Genomic DNA, 18444 nt, shown 5'->3' on the forward strand with positions numbered 1-18444 from the left:
TGTTATCACCAGAATGGGCTAAGTGCACCTAAATTTAAATTAAGAAATCTTACACTGTCTCCGAATAAACACATCCTCTTATCTTTCCCTAATCTGTAAAGTTATTTTGTCTATTAATCTGATTCCAAAACAGCAAAATTATTGTATAATGTTACTTTGAAGTTTTATTTTCAATGCACAAGTTTGCAATACTTTTTTCTATACTGCTTGCAATAGTTGCTTACTACCTAAACAATGAAATCATATTTGAAATAGCAAAGCTATTTAGTGATATCTTTATCAGCTTGCTCAAATTAATAAGCTTACCTCTGGTTTTTTTATCCATAGTTTCCACAATTTCCGGGCTCAAAGACTCAATTGAAATCAAAGTCTTAGTTAAGAAAACACTATTTTATACTCTGCTTACAACTATTATAGCTGCGTTTGTTGCATTATCGTTTTATTTGTTAATAGATCCAGCAAGAAAAAATTTCATAAGTAATACAATAGGGAGTATTAACAGCAATAACCACAGTTATTTTTCATATTTAAAATCACTCATTCCTTCTAATTTTGTGCAAGTTTTTCTTGAAAATAATATGATTGGTAGCATATTAATCGCTTTTTTGATGGGTGGAGCTATTGTTTCACTTTCAAAAGAAAAGCAGGATATATTATATCAAGTATTCTCTGCACTTTTTGATACGCTACTTAAAATTGCTCAAGGGTTATTAAAATTTATTCCGCTTGCTGTTTGGTCTTTTATTACATGTTTTTTGCATGAATTAAAAGGCGGTAGTGAGTTCTACAATCTTTTATGGTATTTTGTTTGCATAATGTCTGCAAATTTTGTGCAGGCATTTCTGATTTTACCGCTATTTATGTGGTATAAAGGCATATCACCAATTCAAACGCTGAAAGGGGTTATGCCAGCACTCACACTTGCGTTTTTTTCTAAATCATCCAGTGCAACATTGCCAACAACTATAGAATGTGTGCAGAACAAGCTAAAGGTGCCAAAGAAATTATCGTCTTTTATTTTACCAATATGCACAACAATTAACATGAATGCATGTGCTGCATTTATACTAATCACTGTAATGTTTGTTGCAGAAATGAACGGATACGTATTTTCCTTAAGCGAAATGTTGATATGGATTTTTTTAGCTACAGGGGCTGCAATTGGTAACGCTGGAGTGCCGATGGGGTGCTATTTTATGGCAACCAGTTATCTCATGTCGATGAATGTTCCTCTGCATATTATGGGACTGATTTTGCCTATTTATACAATCATCGATATGTTTGAAACTGCAATAAATGTGTGGTCTGATGTTTGTATCACTCAGATAATTAATAAAGAATGTAATAGTGAAACTTAAAAAATGATATTAGACGAAAATAACCTAATAATAAAAGAATTTAAAGAAGCAGAAGCAATTTTGCATGGGCATTTTGTTTTATCATCCGGGCTGCGTAGTGACACATACATACAGTGTGCGAAGATTTTTGAAAATCCAAGCAGAGCCATGAAAGTTTGCGCATTATTAGCAGATAAAATAAAAAAAGAATTAAATAGCTCCATAGATTTAATATTATCTCCTGCAATTGGTGGAATAATTGTGGGTTATGAGATTGGCAGGCAGCTTGGAATAAAGACAATGTTTTGCGAGCGCGTTAATGGTAAGTTTGAATTACGCCGTGGATTTAAGATCAAAAAGGGTGAGAAAATATTGCTCATTGAAGATGTAATAACCACAGGTAAATCTTCACTTGAAGCAGTGGAATGTGCAGAAGGGGAAGGAGGTAAAGTTGTTGCTGAAGCTTCTTTGATAAAGAGAAATAGTGAAACGAAACTGCCTTTTCCTGTCATATCTTTGATTGAACTGAACATCAAAAACTACAGCGAGGAAGAACTTCCAAGTGAATTAAAACAACTACCCATAACAAAACCTGGGAGTAGGAAATATTTAACAAAGTAATCCTATAATATCTTGGAAACACAGCATTTATACACAGCTTTAGTTATTTACTCCAAGTGTATTTTATGTATACTTATTACTAAATTAATTTTGAAATGATAGAAAATGAACGAATTTAAATCGATCCGAAATATAGCAATAATCGCACACGTTGACCACGGTAAAACTACTTTACTTGATAACATGTTAAAACAAAGTGGCACATTCCGCGAGAATCAAGAAGTTCAAGAACGAGTGATGGATAGTGGTGATCAAGAGCGTGAACGCGGAATTACAATACTTGCAAAATGTACATCAATAATGTGGGGCGATGAAAAGATCAATATTATTGACACGCCAGGGCACGCGGACTTTGGTGGGGAAGTGGAAAGGGTATTGTGCATGGCAGATGGTGTGTTGCTGCTGGTTGACGCTGCAGAAGGTCCCATGCCACAAACAAAATTTGTGCTCTCAAAAGCACTAAAAGCAAATTTGAAGCCAATTGTGATAATCAATAAGGTCGACCGACCAGATAGCAGAATTGATGAAGTATTAAATGAAATATATGAGTTATTTTTTAACCTTGATGCAACCAACGAGCAGCTAGATTTTCCAGTGTTGTATGCTTCAGGTAGAAATGGCTGGTGTGCTAAGGAGCTTTCTGATGAAAGAAAAGATTTAAGCCCATTATTTTCAACGGTTATAGATTATATAAAACCTTCTGTTTATAATCAAAATGCACCTTTTGCTATGTTGGTCACTCTACTTGAGTCTGATAAGTTTCTTGGCAGAATATTGACAGGAAAGGTTTATCAGGGCATTGCAAAAGTCAATTCAGATCTTAAGGTGCTTGACCTCGATGGCAAAGTAATTGAACGAGGAAGATTAACTAAGTTGCTCTCATTTTCTGGCTTGAAACGCATTCCAGTAGAACAAGCTGTGGCGGGAGACATAATTGCAATTGCAGGACTTGAGGAAGCTTCGGTTTCAGATACTATAGCAGCACCAGAAGTTACAACTGCAGTAAGCTCAACTCCAGTTGATCCGCCAACAATGGCGATTACTCTGAGCGTTAATGATTCACCTTTTGCTGGGCAAGAAGGTACAAAGCTTACTTCAACTGCTATAAAGGATCGTTTATATGCGGAAGCAGAAACAAATGTTGCAATTACTGTGACTTTGGCACCAAGCGGTGAAGCATTTGAAGTAGGTGGGCGTGGTGAGTTACAGCTTGGAGTGTTAATTGAAAATATGAGGAGAGAAGGTTTTGAGCTTTCGGTATCACGCCCTCGCGTGTTATTTAAAGAAGAAGGCGGTAAAAAACTTGAACCTATAGAGGAAGTAGTAATTGATGTAGATGATGAATATAGTGGAATCATCATGGAAAAACTCAGCTTCCGTAAAGGTGAAGTAACTGACATGAGACCTTCTGGTAATGGCAGGACAAGATTAACGTTTTTAGTGCCATCAAGAGGATTAATCGGTTATCAAGGAGAGTTTTTAACTGATTCTCGTGGCACAGGCATAATTAACCGTTTATTTCACAGTTATGCTCCACATAGAGGTCCAATTTCTGGAAGGCGCAATGGAGTTTTAATTTCTACAGATAAGGGTGAGGCTGTGGCATATGCAATTTTCAATTTGCAAGACAGGGGAATTATGTTTATTAAGCCACAGGATAAGGTATATTGTGGCATGGTTGTCGGCCAGCATAGCCGTGACAATGATTTGGAGATAAATGTGTTAAAGGGTAAGCAATTAACAAACGTAAGAGCTTCAGGTAGTGATGAAGCTATAAAGCTCACTCCACCAAAGATAATGACACTGGAGGATATGATAGCGTATATAGATGATGATGAATTGGTGGAAGTAACTCCAAAATCTATACGTTTACGCAAGAAATTCCTTGATCCAAATGAACGTAAGCGTGCAGGAAGGGCAAAGAATAAGGAGTAATCAGAGGTTGAACATTTGCGAAAAATAGTGTATAATTATTCGTCTCCTAATTGTATTTAATTATGGCCTTTTCGAAATTTCTCGATCCAAAAAACAATTTCGCGTTCAAGAGAATATTTGGCACTGAGAAAAATAAAGATATTCTCATTCACTTTCTCAATGATATATTGGGCTTCGCTGGCAAAGATGAAATAGAAGAAATAGAATTTCTCAGCACTATCATGGATGCTGAGATTGCCTCTAAAAAACAAAGTATTGTTGATGTTTTCTGTACTGATTCTGCTGGAACCCAGCTAATTATTGAAATGGTGCGACCTGAAAGTCTTCGGTCATATTGTTTAAAAGGAGAGGAATTCCTTCAGAAAGAAACTAAAAGAGTTCTAAAACTTATTAAACCAGATGTTTTGCCATCTGAGTCTATGCATCAGTGCGAATCGGGTAACCGGTTGGTGCCAAGCGATGCGGACAATGAACCTCCTCTTGAAAAAGAAGATGCTCAATCGTGAAAGGAGCATAAACTACAAGCATCATGTGGTTGGAGAGCTAGGCTTAGTGGTATGGTGAACGTAAGTGAAGCTTCATAAGTATCGTAACGATTAAAGAGCTAAAGATGCTGATAAGCTCCGACCAAAAGGTAATGTGACATTTTTCATTTCTGGATGTACGCAAATCACCGGTATAGAGAAGTCACCTAACCCACTGTTGTATGACAGAAGGAACAGGGTAAGCCTGTATTTCCGCCTATATGGCAAGCAAACCGCAAGGAACGCTGATGAAAATGCAGGTAAAGGATAATGGAGAAAGCGAATGCCATTTTGTAACGAAATGTATAGAATTTGTAACATTAATTCGCGTGAAAACGAGCAGATTTCCATTTGGTCCCTCGTGACAAGAAACTTTGTTAACCACTTGAGGTAGAGAAGCAGATGACCTTACCCACAGAAATGATGAAGAAATTAGGAATATTTTTTACAAAAAGGACAATACTAACAAAAGAACTTTATTCTATTTAAAATATAAAGTTACAATAAATTTTCCTGTCATCTCCAAATAAATTACATTAACTTAGTATTGTATATTGTTAATAACTTAAATAATACAACCATTTTCAGCAACAAAAACCAAAGGTCTTGAGATACAAGATATTTGTATGGTTACTATGATAGTTCCTTTTTTAAGAAAGTTTTAAATTTCATACCTAACAATAAACAACTTTAGGTTTAAATTTATGAAATCAGTTGTTATATACATCAGCAAATACGAATTTAACTGGTGTTATGGACTTAAATAAATTTACCGAAAAAGCAAAAAGTCTAATTCAAAGTGCTCAAATGAAAGCGTTGGGAGCTGGGCATCAGATTTTTATGCCTGAGCATTTACTAAAAGTGATGCTTGAAGATGAATCAGGTTTAGTTCAGGATTTGATAAACGCTTGTGGTGGAAATGTGCAGAGTATTTCCGATGCTGTGGATAGTGCAATAAAAAAGTTGCCAGTAATTGAAGGTCCAGGAAGTGGTGGCCTTCAACTTTCAAGAGAAATAGCAAAAGTTTTTGAAGATTCAATTGGTATTGCAAAGAGAAATAAAGATTCATTTGTTGCTGTCGAGCGTTTACTGCAGGGCCTCACTGCACAAAAAGATGATACTGTAGGCAAAATTCTGGCAGAGAATGGTGTGACTCCACAAAAACTGAACTCAGTTGTTGCAGAAATGAGAAAGGGCAGCAGTGCGGACTCGCCAAACAGTGAGGAAAAATTAAATGCGGCAAAGAAATATACAAAAGATGTTACAGAGCTTGCTATGCAAGGAAAGCTTGATCCTGTAATTGGTCGTGATGAAGAGATCAGAAGAACTATGCAGGTATCACTGAGGCGGACAAAAAATAATCCAGTGCTGATCGGTGAACCTGGTGTTGGAAAAACTGCAATAGTTGAGGGGCTTGCAAATAGAATTGTTGCAAACGATGTACCACTTGGTTTGCATGATGCAAAGGTCTTAGCTTTGGATCTTGGAGCACTAATTGCTGGCACTAAGTTTAGAGGAGAATTTGAAGAAAGGTTAAAAGCAGTTATTAATGAGCTTTCGAGAGCGGAGGGAAAAGTTATCTTGTTTATAGATGAGCTTCATACTTTAGTTGGAGCAGGAGCAACAAGTGGTGCAATGGATGCCTCGAATCTGCTGAAGCCTGCTCTTGCGCGTGGAGAAATTCGCTGTATAGGAGCCACAACTTTAGATGAATATCGTCAGCATATAGAAAAAGATCCTGCACTTGCAAGGCGTTTTCAGCCTGTGTTTATCTCTCAACCAACTGAAACTGATACCATTTCAATACTCAGGGGTTTGAAGGAAAGATATGAGGTGCATCATGGTATAAGAATTACAGACGGTGCAATAATTGCTGCTGCAACGTTATCCAATAGATATATAACAGATAGGTTTTTACCTGATAAAGCAATTGATTTGATTGATGAAGCAGCAAGTAGGGTGAGAATTGAAATGGATAGCAAGCCTGAAGTTATTGATGAACTTGAGAGAAAGGTTATACAGCTAAAGATTGAAGCAGAGGCTCTAAAAAAAGAAAGTGATGAAAATTCTAAACAGCGTTTAAAAAAGATAAATGAAGAGATCGAAAATCTAAACAGTAAATTTGCTGACTTGAACAGCAAATGGCAGATGGAAAAGAATAAAATAGCTAGAATACAAGAAACAGCCGAAAAATTAGATAACGCTAGAAAAGAGTTGGAATTAGTTCAGCGTAGTGGGAATTTGGGAAGGGCAGGAGAGCTGATGTATGGTGTGATCCCTCAGCTTGAGAATGAATTAAAAAATCAGGAAAAGGTTACTGATAGTTTCTTAAAGAAAGAAGTGACTGGAGATGATATTGCAAACATTGTTTCAAAGTGGACGGGAATTCCAGTTGATAATATGATGCATAGTGAAAAGGAAAAACTCCTTAACATGGAGAATGAAATAGGAAGAAGAGTAATAGGGCAGAAAGATGCAATAGAAGCGATAAGTAATGCAGTTAGACGCTCCCGCTCTGGGGTGCAAGATACCAATAAGCCTTTTGGTTCATTTTTATTTTTAGGTCCAACTGGAGTTGGTAAAACCGAACTTGCGAAAGCCTTAGCTGAATTTCTGTTTGACGATCAATCAGCGCTTTTGCGTTTTGATATGTCAGAATATATGGAAAAACATTCTGTTTCAAAGTTAATTGGCGCGCCTCCAGGGTATGTTGGCTATGAACAAGGTGGCAGATTAACTGAAGCGGTAAGAAGAAGGCCATATCAGGTTATTCTGTTTGATGAAATCGAGAAAGCAAATCCAGATATATTTAATCTATTGCTGCAAATCTTGGATGAGGGTAGACTCACTGATAGTCATGGTAAATTAATTGATTTTCGCAACACCATACTGATTTTAACTTCTAACCTTGGCGCTGAGATAATGCTAAAAGGGAATGTTGATTCTGTAAGAAATGAAGTGATGCAAATAGTTAAATCAGCATTTCGTCCAGAATTTTTAAACAGGCTGGATGAAATTATTATATTCCACAGTTTAACCAGAGATGACATCTATAAAATTATAGATGTTCAATTTTCTTATTTACAAAAAACACTTGCTAAGCGTAAACTGAGTATAAGTTTGTTGCAGGAAGCTAAAGAACTAATAGCACAAACTGGCTATGACCCTGAATATGGAGCAAGGCCCTTAAAAAGGGTTATACAAGAGTGTATTCAAAATAATTTAGCTAAATTAGTTTTATCAGGGGAAGTAGTAGAAAATGATGAGCTAATAGTGTACGCTCTTGATAATGAAATCTTAGTTAAAAAGGTTTAAGTTCACTGTGTATTTTTGTTAAAAAAAATGTGTATAGATCATAATGTTGACACTGAGTCTTTATTTAAGTTAGCTGATCAAGAAAATCAGCAAGATAAAGAAAAAATTAAAAAATTTATTAAGTATTTTTATAGTTTTGTTTATAAAAGCGACCTAAAAGCCAATGATAAGTTTTTGCTATATATTGTAAACGATGCTTACAATTTTGTTTCTCAAAAAGAGAAAGATGAAAGTAAGTTAGTAGTAAGCAATATAGATGATATACCAGGAATAGAAGGCGATTTTACCACGATTAAGATAACAAACGATGATATGCCATTTTTGGTTGACTCCGTTATTGCAACTATTAAGTCGCACGATTTAACCATATGCTATTACAGCAACAGCATAATTAACATTAAAAGAAAAGATGGCCTAATAGATGAGATTTACTCTTTGGAAGAAAGCAATGGAGTCAAAGAGTCAGTCATATATGTAATTATCAAAGGTATAAGTGACAGCTTTGTTGATACATTAAAAGAATCTCTACAGAAAACGCTGAAAGCGGTTAATTGCGTTGTGAAAGATTGGCACTTAATGCTCAAGAAACTTGATGAGGCAAGTCTTTCTGTCATCCCAGCTGGGATCCAGGAAAAGGACACGTGGATTCCAGTGTCACGCACTGGAATGACACCAGACCGAAATCAAGAGCAAAAAGATTTTCTAGTTTGGTTAAAGAATAATAACTTCGTATTTCTAGGTTATCAAGAATATATTGCTGGTAAAGATGAAAAACTCGTCTGTGACAGCAAAAAGGACCTTGGCCTGATGAGAGTAGGTCAAAGTACGTTGATTCCTTCTGCAAACCTTGATTCCCTATACATATTGAGATCAGATCTAATCTCAATAGTCCATCGGCGTACATACATGAATTGTATAGGAGTAAAAGAATTTGATGACCAGGGTAATGTGGTAAAGGAACGGCGTTTTTTCGGGCTATTTACTTCTGTAGCGGAGGTCCAAGATATTAGAACTATTCCAATAATAAGAGATAAAGTTAAAGTTATAGAAAAAAATGCAGGGTTTGTAACCGGGGGCCACAATAACAAAGCTTTGATTTCTATTTTGCAAGTGTTCTCTTGTGATGAATTATTCCAATCAAATGAAGACGAATTATTTAAAATTTGCATTTCGATCATGTCTCTTGCGATTAGGCCAAGGGTCAGATTATTTTTAAGAAGAGTCGGGGATTTTATTAGTTGCATAGTGCTGATACCGATGCGTTATGCTAGCGCTAGGCTAATGTTCAAGATACGTGACATATTGAAGGATGAGACAAGTGCAGGAAGTTCAGATATTTATAACAATCACATTATCAATGAATATGATTTGATGAAATTGCATGTAGTGCTAAAGACCAAAAATGCTAGCGTTCTTGATGATGAAGTTTTGCATATCGAAAACAAATTAAGAAACATTACAGAAAAGTGGGAAGATCGTTTTATAGACAATTTATACAATACTTTTAGCACTGTTGAGGATATATTCATCCGTTATTGCAAGGCATTTCCAATAAGCTATCAAGAGAGTTTCGAACCTCATGACGCATATTACGATATGAAAAAATTGGAGATAGTGAGGAAGAAAGGAGTTAGCGAGGTCGATTTAAGACTTACTCGTGATAATCTTAATTATCAATTAAAGGTTTATACTCCAAACAATGGAGGCCTTGAATTATCGAAGATATTAAGGATCACTAAGAATTTGGGAGCTAAAATTCTATCTCATAATGGCTATTACATAGAAATTAACGGTGGAATATGGATACACCATTTTGTGTTGTCAAGAGTCGATGAATTAATAGACAACATTACTCTAAAAGAGCAATTTGAAATAACACTTGCGAAAGTGTTTAGCAAGGAAATTAAAAATGACTATTTCAATAGTTTGATCATTATTGCTGGGCTCAAGTGGAAAGAAGTGCTTCTGGTTAGAGCGTTAAGTGCTTACCTAAAGCAGACGTCATTTAACTACAATCCAGAATATATCCAAAAGGTAGTCTCAGAGCATCCAAAAATAGTAAAGTATTTGATACAACTATTTCATGCAAGATTTGATCCTAACATAGACATTGATAGAGCAGAAACTACGGACATTGTCAGGGAAAAAATTGAGGAACTTCTAAAAGAGATCAGCAATGTTTCACATGATTACGTTTTGCGCTCGATATTTAACTTGATAATGGCTATTTTAAGGACCAGTTATTATCAAGACGATAAACCATATTTATCTACAAAATTTGACTCAAGTAAAGTAAATGGTTTACCTGATCCTCGTCCGTATCGTGAATTGTATATTTATTCAAACCTTTTTGAGGGAATACATCTAAGAGGAGGGAAATTAGCCCGTGGTGGCTTAAGGTGGTCGGATAGGACGGAAGATTTTCGCACTGAAGTTTTGGGGCTCATGAAAGCTCAGATGACAAAAAATGCGGTTATTGTCCCTGTTGGTGCAAAGGGTGGGTTTGTAATAAAGCAAGCTTATAAAGATAAGAATATTTTAAGAGAGAAAAGTGTTGAGTGCTATAAGAGTTTTATCAGAGGAATGCTTGATATTACTGATAACGTGGTTGATGGTAAAATAATTCCACCAGAGAATGTGATTAGGTATGATGAAGATGATCCATATCTCGTGGTTGCTGCTGATAAAGGAACTGCTTCATTTTCTGATTATGCCAACCAGATAGCCTCTGAATATAACTTTTGGCTTGGCGATGCATTTGCATCTGGTGGATCAGTAGGTTACGACCATAAGAAAATGGGTATTACAGCAAGAGGTGCATGGATTGCAGCACAGAGGCATTTTTGGAAAATGAATAAGGATATTTACCAGGATGCAACTGTTATTGGAATTGGGGATATGGCTGGCGATCTATTTGGAAACGGTATGCTGCTTTCAAAAAATATACATTTAATCGGCGCATTTAACCATATGCATATTTTTATTGATCCAAATCCTGATGCAGAAAAGAGTTTCACAGAACGTAAACGTCTCTTTAAGTTACCATTTTCAACCTGGATGGATTATAACAAAGATTTGATCTCTCAGGGTGGCGGGGTATTTGAGCGTAGCAGCAAGCAAGTAAATCTTTCTCAAGAAATGAAAAAATGCTTTGACATAACGGAAGATACGTTATCTCCAAGTGATTTGATTAGATATCTACTCAAAGCAGAAGTGGACTTCATATGGAACGGAGGAATCGGCACGTTTGTTAAGGCAAAGAGTGAAAGTCATAGCATGGTCGGTGACAAAGCAAACGATGAATTAAGAGTAAACGGTAAGGATATTAGAGCTTCTATGTTTATAGAGGGTGGAAATCTTGGTTGTACACAGCTTGGGAGAATAGAATATGCTGAAAGAGGTGGATATATCAATGCAGATTTTGTTGATAATTCAGCCGGAGTGATATGTTCGGACCTTGAAGTTAACATTAAGATTGCATTTGTTTCAGCTATGAAAGCAGGGGGTATTTCTTTAGAAAAAAGGAATGAAATACTGGCAAGTATGGTGGATGAAGTTGCATCCAAGGTGCTTGAGAACCACAACAGAATTGAAACAAAAGCATTACTTCTTGAGTGTTTGCAAGCTAAAGAGAGATTGGAGCAGGACCACAGGTTACTGCTCAGTTTAGAAAAATCTGGGCTGTTAAACCGAAGCGTAGAATTTCTTCCAGCTGACGAAGAGGTAGCAAGGATGTTAACCGGTGCAGAAGGTTTCAGTTCTCCTCAGCTTTCTATTCTAATATCTTATGCTAGAACAGCAATAAAAAATAAAATTATACATTCCGATCTGCCTGAAAAAGATCTTATATCTAATGACTACTTGCTAGGTTATTTTCCTAAAAAGATGTTAACAGAGTTTAAGGATTTCATATTAAAACACCAACTTCGTAGAGAAATTATCTCCACTTGCATTGCAAATGATGTTGTAAATAGGATGGGCTGTATATTTATTAATAATTTAGTTGAGAATACTGGAATTAAGGTACACGAAGCAGTTAACATATATATCGTTGTTAACCACCTATATGATTTAAATAACCTGTGGCAGAAAATTGATGAATTGGATGGAAAAATTGATATTAACTCATACTTGCAAATAGTGAGAAATGTGCAGAAATTTATTGGCAGAGTATCGTTTTGGTTAGTAAAAAATCTTAGCTTTGTAGAATTGGATGATGTTACAAAATTTAAAGATGCAATTGAAACTTTAGGCCATGATGTTTTAGATGAACACCTGTTAAAGGTCTATAATCATGGATACACTTCTTTAGTGGAACTTAATATAGATAAAGATCTAGCAAAAAAAATTGCTGACCTGTGCGTTCTTACTTATGCACTGGATATTATATCTGTTGCTGAACAGACATCTTTGTCCATTCTTGATGCTGGTAAAATATACTTTGAGTTAAAGTCGCTGTTAAGATTCGATCTGATTAGGACAATTGCCATCAAGATGAAAAGCCGCTCTTCTTATTGGGATCGCAGCTTAGTTAATGATTTATTGGACGATTTAAGCAATTACCATCACAAGCTAGCTGTTAAAGTCATAAAAGCTACTGATAACCCTGAAGATAAGGTTCAAACCTGGGCTTGTAATGATAAGGACTACATAGAACGTTATAATAGTTTTTTAGATGAGATGGTTGCTTCTAAACTTGATTTAAGCAAATTAATATTTATAATCAGAAGGATTAAAGTACTTGCTTCATAGGAAAATGTTCAATATAGGTCTTTCAGAAATTTTAGTTGTAGCTTTAGTGAGCATAATTGTTCTTGATAAAAATAAGGTACCTGTATTTATTGATTTTATTAAGACTATATATAGGTATTTTACAATTGTAAGGTTAAAAGCCAGAAGGTTATTGAAGGATGCCGGAATTGAAGACTTATATAAAGAGTGTAATACTGAGAAAGTAAATTACATAGTTGGTAAAAATGGTAAGCTTTATCCTACTTACGATATAGATAATACATCTAAAGATAATGACAGCGAAGATTCTGGTAGTAGATGATGTACTATCTAATGTCAAGCTTTTAGAAGCTCGACTAAAAGCAGAGTACTATACGGTTATCGTAGCTCATGATGGTGAAGAAGCTATAGATTTAGTAGCAAAGCAGCAGCCTGATATTATATTACTTGATATCATGATGCCAAAGATGAATGGCTTTGAAGTTTGTAAGGAGCTAAAGAGTGATCCCTTGACAACCCATATTCCAATAATTATGGTAACTGCGCTGCATGATACTCATGATAGAGTGCAAGGTATTAATGCTGGCGCGGATGATTTTCTGACTAAACCAATAAACGAAACTGCTTTATCTTCACGAATTAAGTCTCTCACACGCTTAAAGATGATTATCGATGAATTGCGTTTGAGAGGAGAAACTAACGCTGAGATTGGTGGAGTCGCAGGAAACAGTATTATGGATTATTCCAATCAGATTTTTGATGCTAACGTACTTGTTATAGATGAGGATGTTCATCAAGCAGAGCAGATATATAATATATTAAAGCAACGCTTTAGGTCAATTAAAATACTGAGTGATCCAATGGAAGCATTGAAGGTTGGTATTGAGAATGGTTACGACCTGATCATTTCTGATATGCAATTTTCAAAAACTGACGGCTTGCGTTTGTGTTCTGAGTTTCGTAGTAAGGTGGAAACACGTTATACACCAATTCTGATTCTTTCTGAGGATTATGATAAAAACAATTTAGTAAAAGCACTTGATGTAGGTGCTAATGATTATTTAACAGTACCTTTGGATGAGGGTGAGCTAATAGCAAGGGTTAATTCGCAAGTAAAACGCAAAAGATATCAAGATGCCTTGAGAATGAATTTATTTAATAATGCGGAAATGTCTATAAAGGACCCATTAACTAACTGTTATAATAGAAGATATTTTGATGCACACTTAAGAAACATTGTTAAGGACTCTGTGGAAAAGGATAGAAGGTTGTCTCTTATGATACTTGATATAGACTATTTTAAGATAGTGAATGACAGTTTTGGGCATAGTGCTGGAGATGAACTTTTAAAGCAAATACAGAAAAGAATTTCTGAAAATATCAGAGTGACAGATTTACTAGCTAGGTTTGGTGGTGAGGAGTTTGTTGTTGTAATGCCAGATACCAATGTATCAGATGCGTATACTATTGCGGAGAGAATACGAAAAATTATTGCTAAAAAACCTTTTATACTTGCGGATAAAAATACAACCCACGATGTAACTGTGAGCATTGGAATTGCAGAAATGCAAGAATCTGACCTTGACAATATTAAAGAATTTATAGTACGTGCCGACAAATATTTATATAAAGCAAAAAACAGTGGTAGAAATAGAGTGGTTACTGGCTATAGCTAAAGTGGCTTAAGTTTGCCGACAACCGTCATTCCGCTACTAGTTAGCGGAATCTATGCTGAGATACCGCGAATGAATCGCGGTATGACGGTTCGCGGCAGCATGACGATAAGGTTTATACCTTGTCATTCCAGTGCTTGACACTGGAATCCAGTTTTCCATATAATCTCATCGAAAACGTTGTAACCACTTTCCATGCTAGTTTGCTTGTTCACAAGCAAACTTTTCTGGATCCCAGTGTCTGGGCACTGGGATGACATCATAGGGGCGCTGGGATGACACCCTGACAACCGTCGTCCCGCTGCTTGTTAGCTGGATCTATGCTAAGAGATACCGTGAATAAATCACGGTATGACGGTTCGCGGTGGCATGACGATAAGTTCGTCATCCCGCTACTTGTTAGCTGGATCTATGCTAAGAGATACCGCGAATGAATCGCGGTATGACGTAGGACTGCTAAGATTAAAGCGACAACATGAGGTTTCTCAGCTCTGGAAATTTCACGTTTAACTGCAAAAATAGATACTTATTTAAAAAATATCCTGTGACTTTCAGTCCTAACTGAAATTCTTGGAATGAGTAGCTGTTTTGTAGGTTATTATTGTATACATCATGTAACATTTGTGGAAAAGGTAGGAGTTTATCTGCATAATAATCTCCTACTTTTTTTGACACTGCTCTACCAGTTTTTGGAGAAATAAATTGTAAATTTTCCTTAACACCTGTTACAGCGCATTTGGATAAGTCTAACTTGAATCCCAATTGCGTAAGAAGCAGAAGCTCTAAGTTAAGATAATGGCTTTGCCAAGACTGATTGTTGTGTTTAATTACATCGATGAAATATCGAAAATTGTCATACAGCATGGCACAGGGTTCACTTTCTGGAAGCACTTTTTCTAAAATAGAGGAGAAAGAAACAATAGTAATGCTTTTTAACCTATCTTGAAAGAAATGATGGAATGGAGATTCGATTAATTCGCACTTAAAAAAACCTAGATTTTCAGGTAACTTAGCACTCCATTCTGCATGTAATAGATTACTTATCTGAAACTTATAATTGCTATTGTTTGTTAGCTTAGTTAATCCCCTGCGCTTTCCATGATTTTTTGTAAACAGAGAAAGAATTAAGTTTTTATCGCCGTATTTTTTAGCAGCTATAATGATGCCTTCATCTTTCCATCTCATTTAGAGTGTATTGACCGTATGATATATAGGATAGTGCACCTAGAGCGTGTAATCCATAAAAATCACTTACTCCGTTACTGTTTGCTTCCAAAGTTTCAAGGCTATGAGAGAGTAAGTTATTGGCTGCCACTCTTCTTCCTGAGCCTGATGCATTTCATACTGAGCTTTTGGTTTGCTAAATAATTGTTTGAATGATTTTAGTAACATTACTTTTCCTCGTCTGAAATTTTGGATAATTCAGCTTCTAATTCTTCTATCGTCGGTAAAGCTGTTTTTATGTTCTCTGGTAGATTTTCAGTTATTCGATATTCTGCTAGCCCTATTGGCTTGTTCATGTCTCGGAGTGTATATTTAGCAAGTACATCGTCTTTAGATTTACATAAGATTAACCCTATAGAAGGTTGATCTGTCGAGTGCTTCAGTAAATCATCAACTGCAGAAAGATAAAAATTCATTTTACCAGCATATTCCGGCTTAAAATCCTTATCTTTTAGTTCAATCACTACGAAGCAACGTAACTTTAAATGATAGAATAATAAATCAATATAAAAGTCTTTATTACCAACATCTAAATGAAATTGTCTACCAACAAATGCAAATCCTTCACCGAGTTCTAACAGAAATTTTTCCATATGCCCTACGAGTCCTTTTTCTACTTCTCTTTCATGAGCATCCTTACCTATACTTAAAAAATCAAAAATATACGGATCTTTTAATGTGTAATGTGCTAGATCGGATTGTGGAGATGGTAATTTTTCTTTAAAATTAGTTATTGCTTTTCCTTGACGTTTATGTAGTCCAAGTTCTATCTGCATCACCATAATGTTACGTGACCAGCCATGTTCAATAGCTTTTTTTACATAAAATAATCTTATTTCATGACTTTCTATTTTTTCCAAAAGAGTGATATTGTGATACCAAGTTAATTGTGCAAGAGGCTCCTGCACAAATTCAACATCAGGATATTCTTCGGCAAACTTACGCATATACTTCAGATTTCTCATGCTAAAGCCTTTCATTTCTGGAAATGTACTTCTCAAATCCTTACTTAATTGATCAATTACCTTAGCTCCCCAGGTATGTTCTTTTTGGCGTTTTAGGATCTCTGTACCAATATGGTGGTAAAGCAAAATAAGCTTACTATTTACTGCAAGTGCTGCTTTATAACGGTTTGTTGCAATATGATCCTTCAATTGCTCTAAAAATTCTGTATATTCTTTTGCTATAATTTTTGTCATACGGTTCCTTTTAATCCATTATACAATTCCTTTGTCTGTCGAGAAGACAATCTTCCGCTTGCCTTCAGCTTTGAAGGGATTCCTTATTGACTTCAAACTCGTCCATCAACTAAAATATATTGACTTTACGTGCAATATTAGCTTTAAACCAGTAAAACAAGCTGCTTAACATATGCGTTTTTTCTATTCGAATTATATTCTTTTTTTGTCTTTATGTTGTTTTTTGCTTTTTTCGTTATCTTCAACAAAAGCCCAAACGAATGATACGTTAGCTGTTCCTATACCACAAAGGAAAAAAGAAATAGTTGAGCACACTGTTGTAGCACAACCGAGGCAAATTATCGAAATGCAAGAAGAAGTCATTATTAACGAGGGTAAAGAATTCATTCCAATTCCAAAAAGAAAAAAAAGTGTAGAGAAAAAACTAAGAAGGGATGTTAGAGGGGCAAAAAATGAAATAGGAAACGAAAAAAGCGTTGAGAGCAAAAAGGATGAATTAGTTGTAACAGAAATTATTAACTCTATAAGAGACAAGCTCACAAAATGCTGGAGCATTCCTGAAAGCATAGCTTACAAAGAAAATTTTAATATAAAAATTAACTTATTGTTATCCAGTCAAGGCGAGATAATTATGGCGGATGTAGCAGACAGTGATTCCTATCGAAATAATCCACTTTTCAGGTCGATAGCAGATAATGCAATGCGTGCAGTATATAAATGTAGCCCATTGACCGGCTTGCCTACTCAGCACCACCACATTTGGCGTGAAGTAACACTAGATTTTATTCTATAGCTAAAGTAATTCTATAATTTAATAAGCCCACTGTATCCGTTCAGAATAGCAGCAAGGTAGTATAACCATAGAGTAAAAGTGAGTTTACAACAAATGGTGTCATCCCAGTGCTTGACACTGGGATGGCTTTGTTGCATCGCTACTTATGAAAGGCTAACTATAGTTAGGATTATAAGCAACCTATTGAAAATCTTGTTTTTTTGCAATCAATCTGATCAAATTTAAGAATAGTAATTTGTTATTTATATTAATAAATTTAATTCTATTGAAAATAGCTAAAGCATTGAAATTCTTGAATTTTAGCCGGATTGGTAAATGGTAGTGAAATTTCTTTTACTCAAATTTAGGTATTCATTGACCGTTCTTGTTATAAATACCAGAATAATAAGCTACTGATATTCCCTATCTTTTTTATCTTTAATCCATCATAGCTAGCGATGCAACAAAGCCCACTGGGATCCAGTTTTCTTTACAAATTCACCGAAAGTGCTTCATTCTATAACGCAAAACCCATACTTACCAAACCCAATGCATTACTTGCAATTAAGTTTCCTGGATCCAAGTAGTCTGGGCACTGCCGTCATAAAGGAACTAGTGTCAGCTACTTTCATGACACCCTTCTGGTAGGCCCAAATCGCAATGTTCGTACAGTTATGGAATGAACCGCGGTATGACGTAGGAAGATCTGAGCAAACTTTCAATCAGAAACAGCCAAAGATCTCTCTAAGATGTCAGTTTCTTTTGTATCTTCAACTTTACCGTCCTGGTCGAATGAAATTTGCAGAGACTTACTACTATACTTCCTTTTTCCTAAAAAATTGGCTTGTTTAATTTTATATGAGACATAGTACCAAACATTGTCATCGAACTTTGATACTAATGTTGGTGATCCTAAAGTGTGAACCACTTTTTCTTTATCGTCACCTACTTTTATCTTGCTCCACAATTCAACACTAATGCCAGGAGCTCCGTGATTGTGAATAGTGTGAGTGCAGCTCACTGTAAATAATAAAATAAAAGATATTAATACTCGCATTTCTGTTGATAAATTACTTGAAGCTATAATACACTAATAAATTATCTGCCGTCAAA

General features: G+C 35.6%; 16 protein-coding genes and 1 pseudogene. 12 read left to right on the forward strand and 5 right to left on the reverse strand.

The genetic code is table 11. From position 1 onward, the window contains the following. The first annotated feature begins 173 nt into the window (after window positions 1-173). The 9 genes and pseudogenes from ABL518_RS03085 (at window position 174) to ABL518_RS03125 (ending at window position 14139) form a co-directional block, all read left to right on the forward strand. Window positions 174-1358: a dicarboxylate/amino acid:cation symporter gene (locus ABL518_RS03085; protein ID WP_010082165.1), complete on the forward strand. Its 1185-nt coding sequence runs from the start codon at window positions 174-176 to the stop codon at window positions 1356-1358. 3 nt (window positions 1359-1361) lie between these two features. Further along, a complete protein-coding gene (gene pyrE / locus ABL518_RS03090; RefSeq protein WP_095742640.1) occupies window positions 1362-1958 on the forward strand; it encodes an orotate phosphoribosyltransferase in 597 nt (198 codons plus the stop codon). A gap of 105 nt (window positions 1959-2063) precedes the next feature. Further along, window positions 2064-3893: a translational GTPase TypA gene (gene typA, locus ABL518_RS03095; protein ID WP_010962447.1), complete on the forward strand. Its 1830-nt coding sequence runs from the start codon at window positions 2064-2066 to the stop codon at window positions 3891-3893. A 62-nt stretch (window positions 3894-3955) separates the two neighbouring features. Continuing rightward, window positions 3956-4201 (forward strand): annotated as a pseudogene (locus ABL518_RS03100) (PD-(D/E)XK nuclease family transposase); the annotation flags it as partial. 437 nt (window positions 4202-4638) lie between these two features. Next, complete coding sequence (locus tag ABL518_RS03105) at window positions 4639-4782, forward strand: hypothetical protein (protein ID WP_173862872.1); 144 nt, start codon at window positions 4639-4641, stop codon at window positions 4780-4782. A gap of 388 nt (window positions 4783-5170) precedes the next feature. After that, window positions 5171-7732 carry an ATP-dependent chaperone ClpB gene (gene clpB / locus ABL518_RS03110; protein ID WP_095742641.1) on the forward strand — a complete coding sequence of 854 codons (2562 nt, stop codon included), beginning with the start codon at window positions 5171-5173 and terminating at the stop codon, window positions 7730-7732. Between the two features lie 27 nt (window positions 7733-7759). Continuing rightward, window positions 7760-12484, forward strand: coding sequence for an NAD-glutamate dehydrogenase (locus ABL518_RS03115; RefSeq protein ID WP_348994399.1), 4725 nt, complete (start codon window positions 7760-7762; stop codon window positions 12482-12484). Window positions 12485-12488: 4 nt separating this feature from the next. Next, on the forward strand, window positions 12489-12785 hold the full coding sequence (locus ABL518_RS03120) for a hypothetical protein (protein ID WP_010082258.1): 297 nt from the start codon (window positions 12489-12491) through the stop codon (window positions 12783-12785). Then, complete coding sequence (locus ABL518_RS03125) at window positions 12757-14139, forward strand: PleD family two-component system response regulator (RefSeq protein ID WP_010082259.1); 1383 nt, start codon at window positions 12757-12759, stop codon at window positions 14137-14139. The genes ABL518_RS03120 and ABL518_RS03125 overlap by 29 nt, the downstream gene beginning before the upstream one ends. A 122-nt stretch (window positions 14140-14261) precedes the next feature. On the opposite strand, the gene ABL518_RS03130 is transcribed toward ABL518_RS03125, so the two are convergent. The 4 genes from ABL518_RS03130 to ABL518_RS03145 form a co-directional block, all read right to left on the reverse strand. Then, window positions 14262-14426 carry a hypothetical protein gene (locus tag ABL518_RS03130; protein WP_010962440.1) on the reverse strand — a complete coding sequence of 55 codons (165 nt, stop codon included), beginning with the start codon at window positions 14424-14426 and terminating at the stop codon, window positions 14262-14264. Between the two features lie 172 nt (window positions 14427-14598). Beyond that, window positions 14599-15321 carry a DNA repair protein RecO gene (gene recO, locus ABL518_RS03135; RefSeq protein ID WP_010082260.1) on the reverse strand — a complete coding sequence of 241 codons (723 nt, stop codon included), beginning with the start codon at window positions 15319-15321 and terminating at the stop codon, window positions 14599-14601. Continuing rightward, entirely contained in the window at window positions 15305-15451 is a 147-nt protein-coding gene (locus tag ABL518_RS03140) for a hypothetical protein (RefSeq protein ID WP_007548499.1), read from the reverse strand. The genes recO and ABL518_RS03140 overlap by 17 nt, the downstream gene beginning before the upstream one ends. A 76-nt stretch (window positions 15452-15527) precedes the next feature. Next, the gene (locus ABL518_RS03145; RefSeq protein ID WP_038199734.1) at window positions 15528-16559 is read right to left on the reverse strand and encodes a YhcG family protein; all 1032 of its coding nucleotides are present in this window, start codon (window positions 16557-16559) and stop codon (window positions 15528-15530) included. A gap of 172 nt (window positions 16560-16731) precedes the next feature. Here ABL518_RS03145 and ABL518_RS03150 point away from each other — a divergent pair, with 172 nt between their 5' ends. From ABL518_RS03150 to ABL518_RS03160, 3 genes are all read left to right on the forward strand, one after another. Beyond that, window positions 16732-17352 carry a hypothetical protein gene (locus ABL518_RS03150; RefSeq protein ID WP_022626225.1) on the forward strand — a complete coding sequence of 207 codons (621 nt, stop codon included), beginning with the start codon at window positions 16732-16734 and terminating at the stop codon, window positions 17350-17352. 78 nt (window positions 17353-17430) lie between these two features. Beyond that, window positions 17431-17577: a hypothetical protein gene (locus ABL518_RS03155; protein ID WP_155975170.1), complete on the forward strand. Its 147-nt coding sequence runs from the start codon at window positions 17431-17433 to the stop codon at window positions 17575-17577. Between the two features lie 212 nt (window positions 17578-17789). Further along, window positions 17790-17918, forward strand: a complete 129-nt coding sequence (locus ABL518_RS03160; RefSeq protein ID WP_256437682.1) for a hypothetical protein — start codon at window positions 17790-17792, stop codon at window positions 17916-17918. A gap of 131 nt (window positions 17919-18049) precedes the next feature. Here ABL518_RS03160 and ABL518_RS03165 read toward each other — a convergent pair whose 3' ends face one another. Further along, window positions 18050-18388, reverse strand: a complete 339-nt coding sequence (locus ABL518_RS03165) for an outer membrane protein assembly factor BamE (RefSeq protein WP_006279908.1) — start codon at window positions 18386-18388, stop codon at window positions 18050-18052. Window positions 18389-18444: the final 56 nt, after the last annotated feature.

It is taken from the genome of Wolbachia endosymbiont of Drosophila willistoni (genome assembly GCF_040084705.1).
Taxonomy (GTDB): Bacteria; Pseudomonadota; Alphaproteobacteria; order Rickettsiales; family Anaplasmataceae; genus Wolbachia; species Wolbachia pipientis.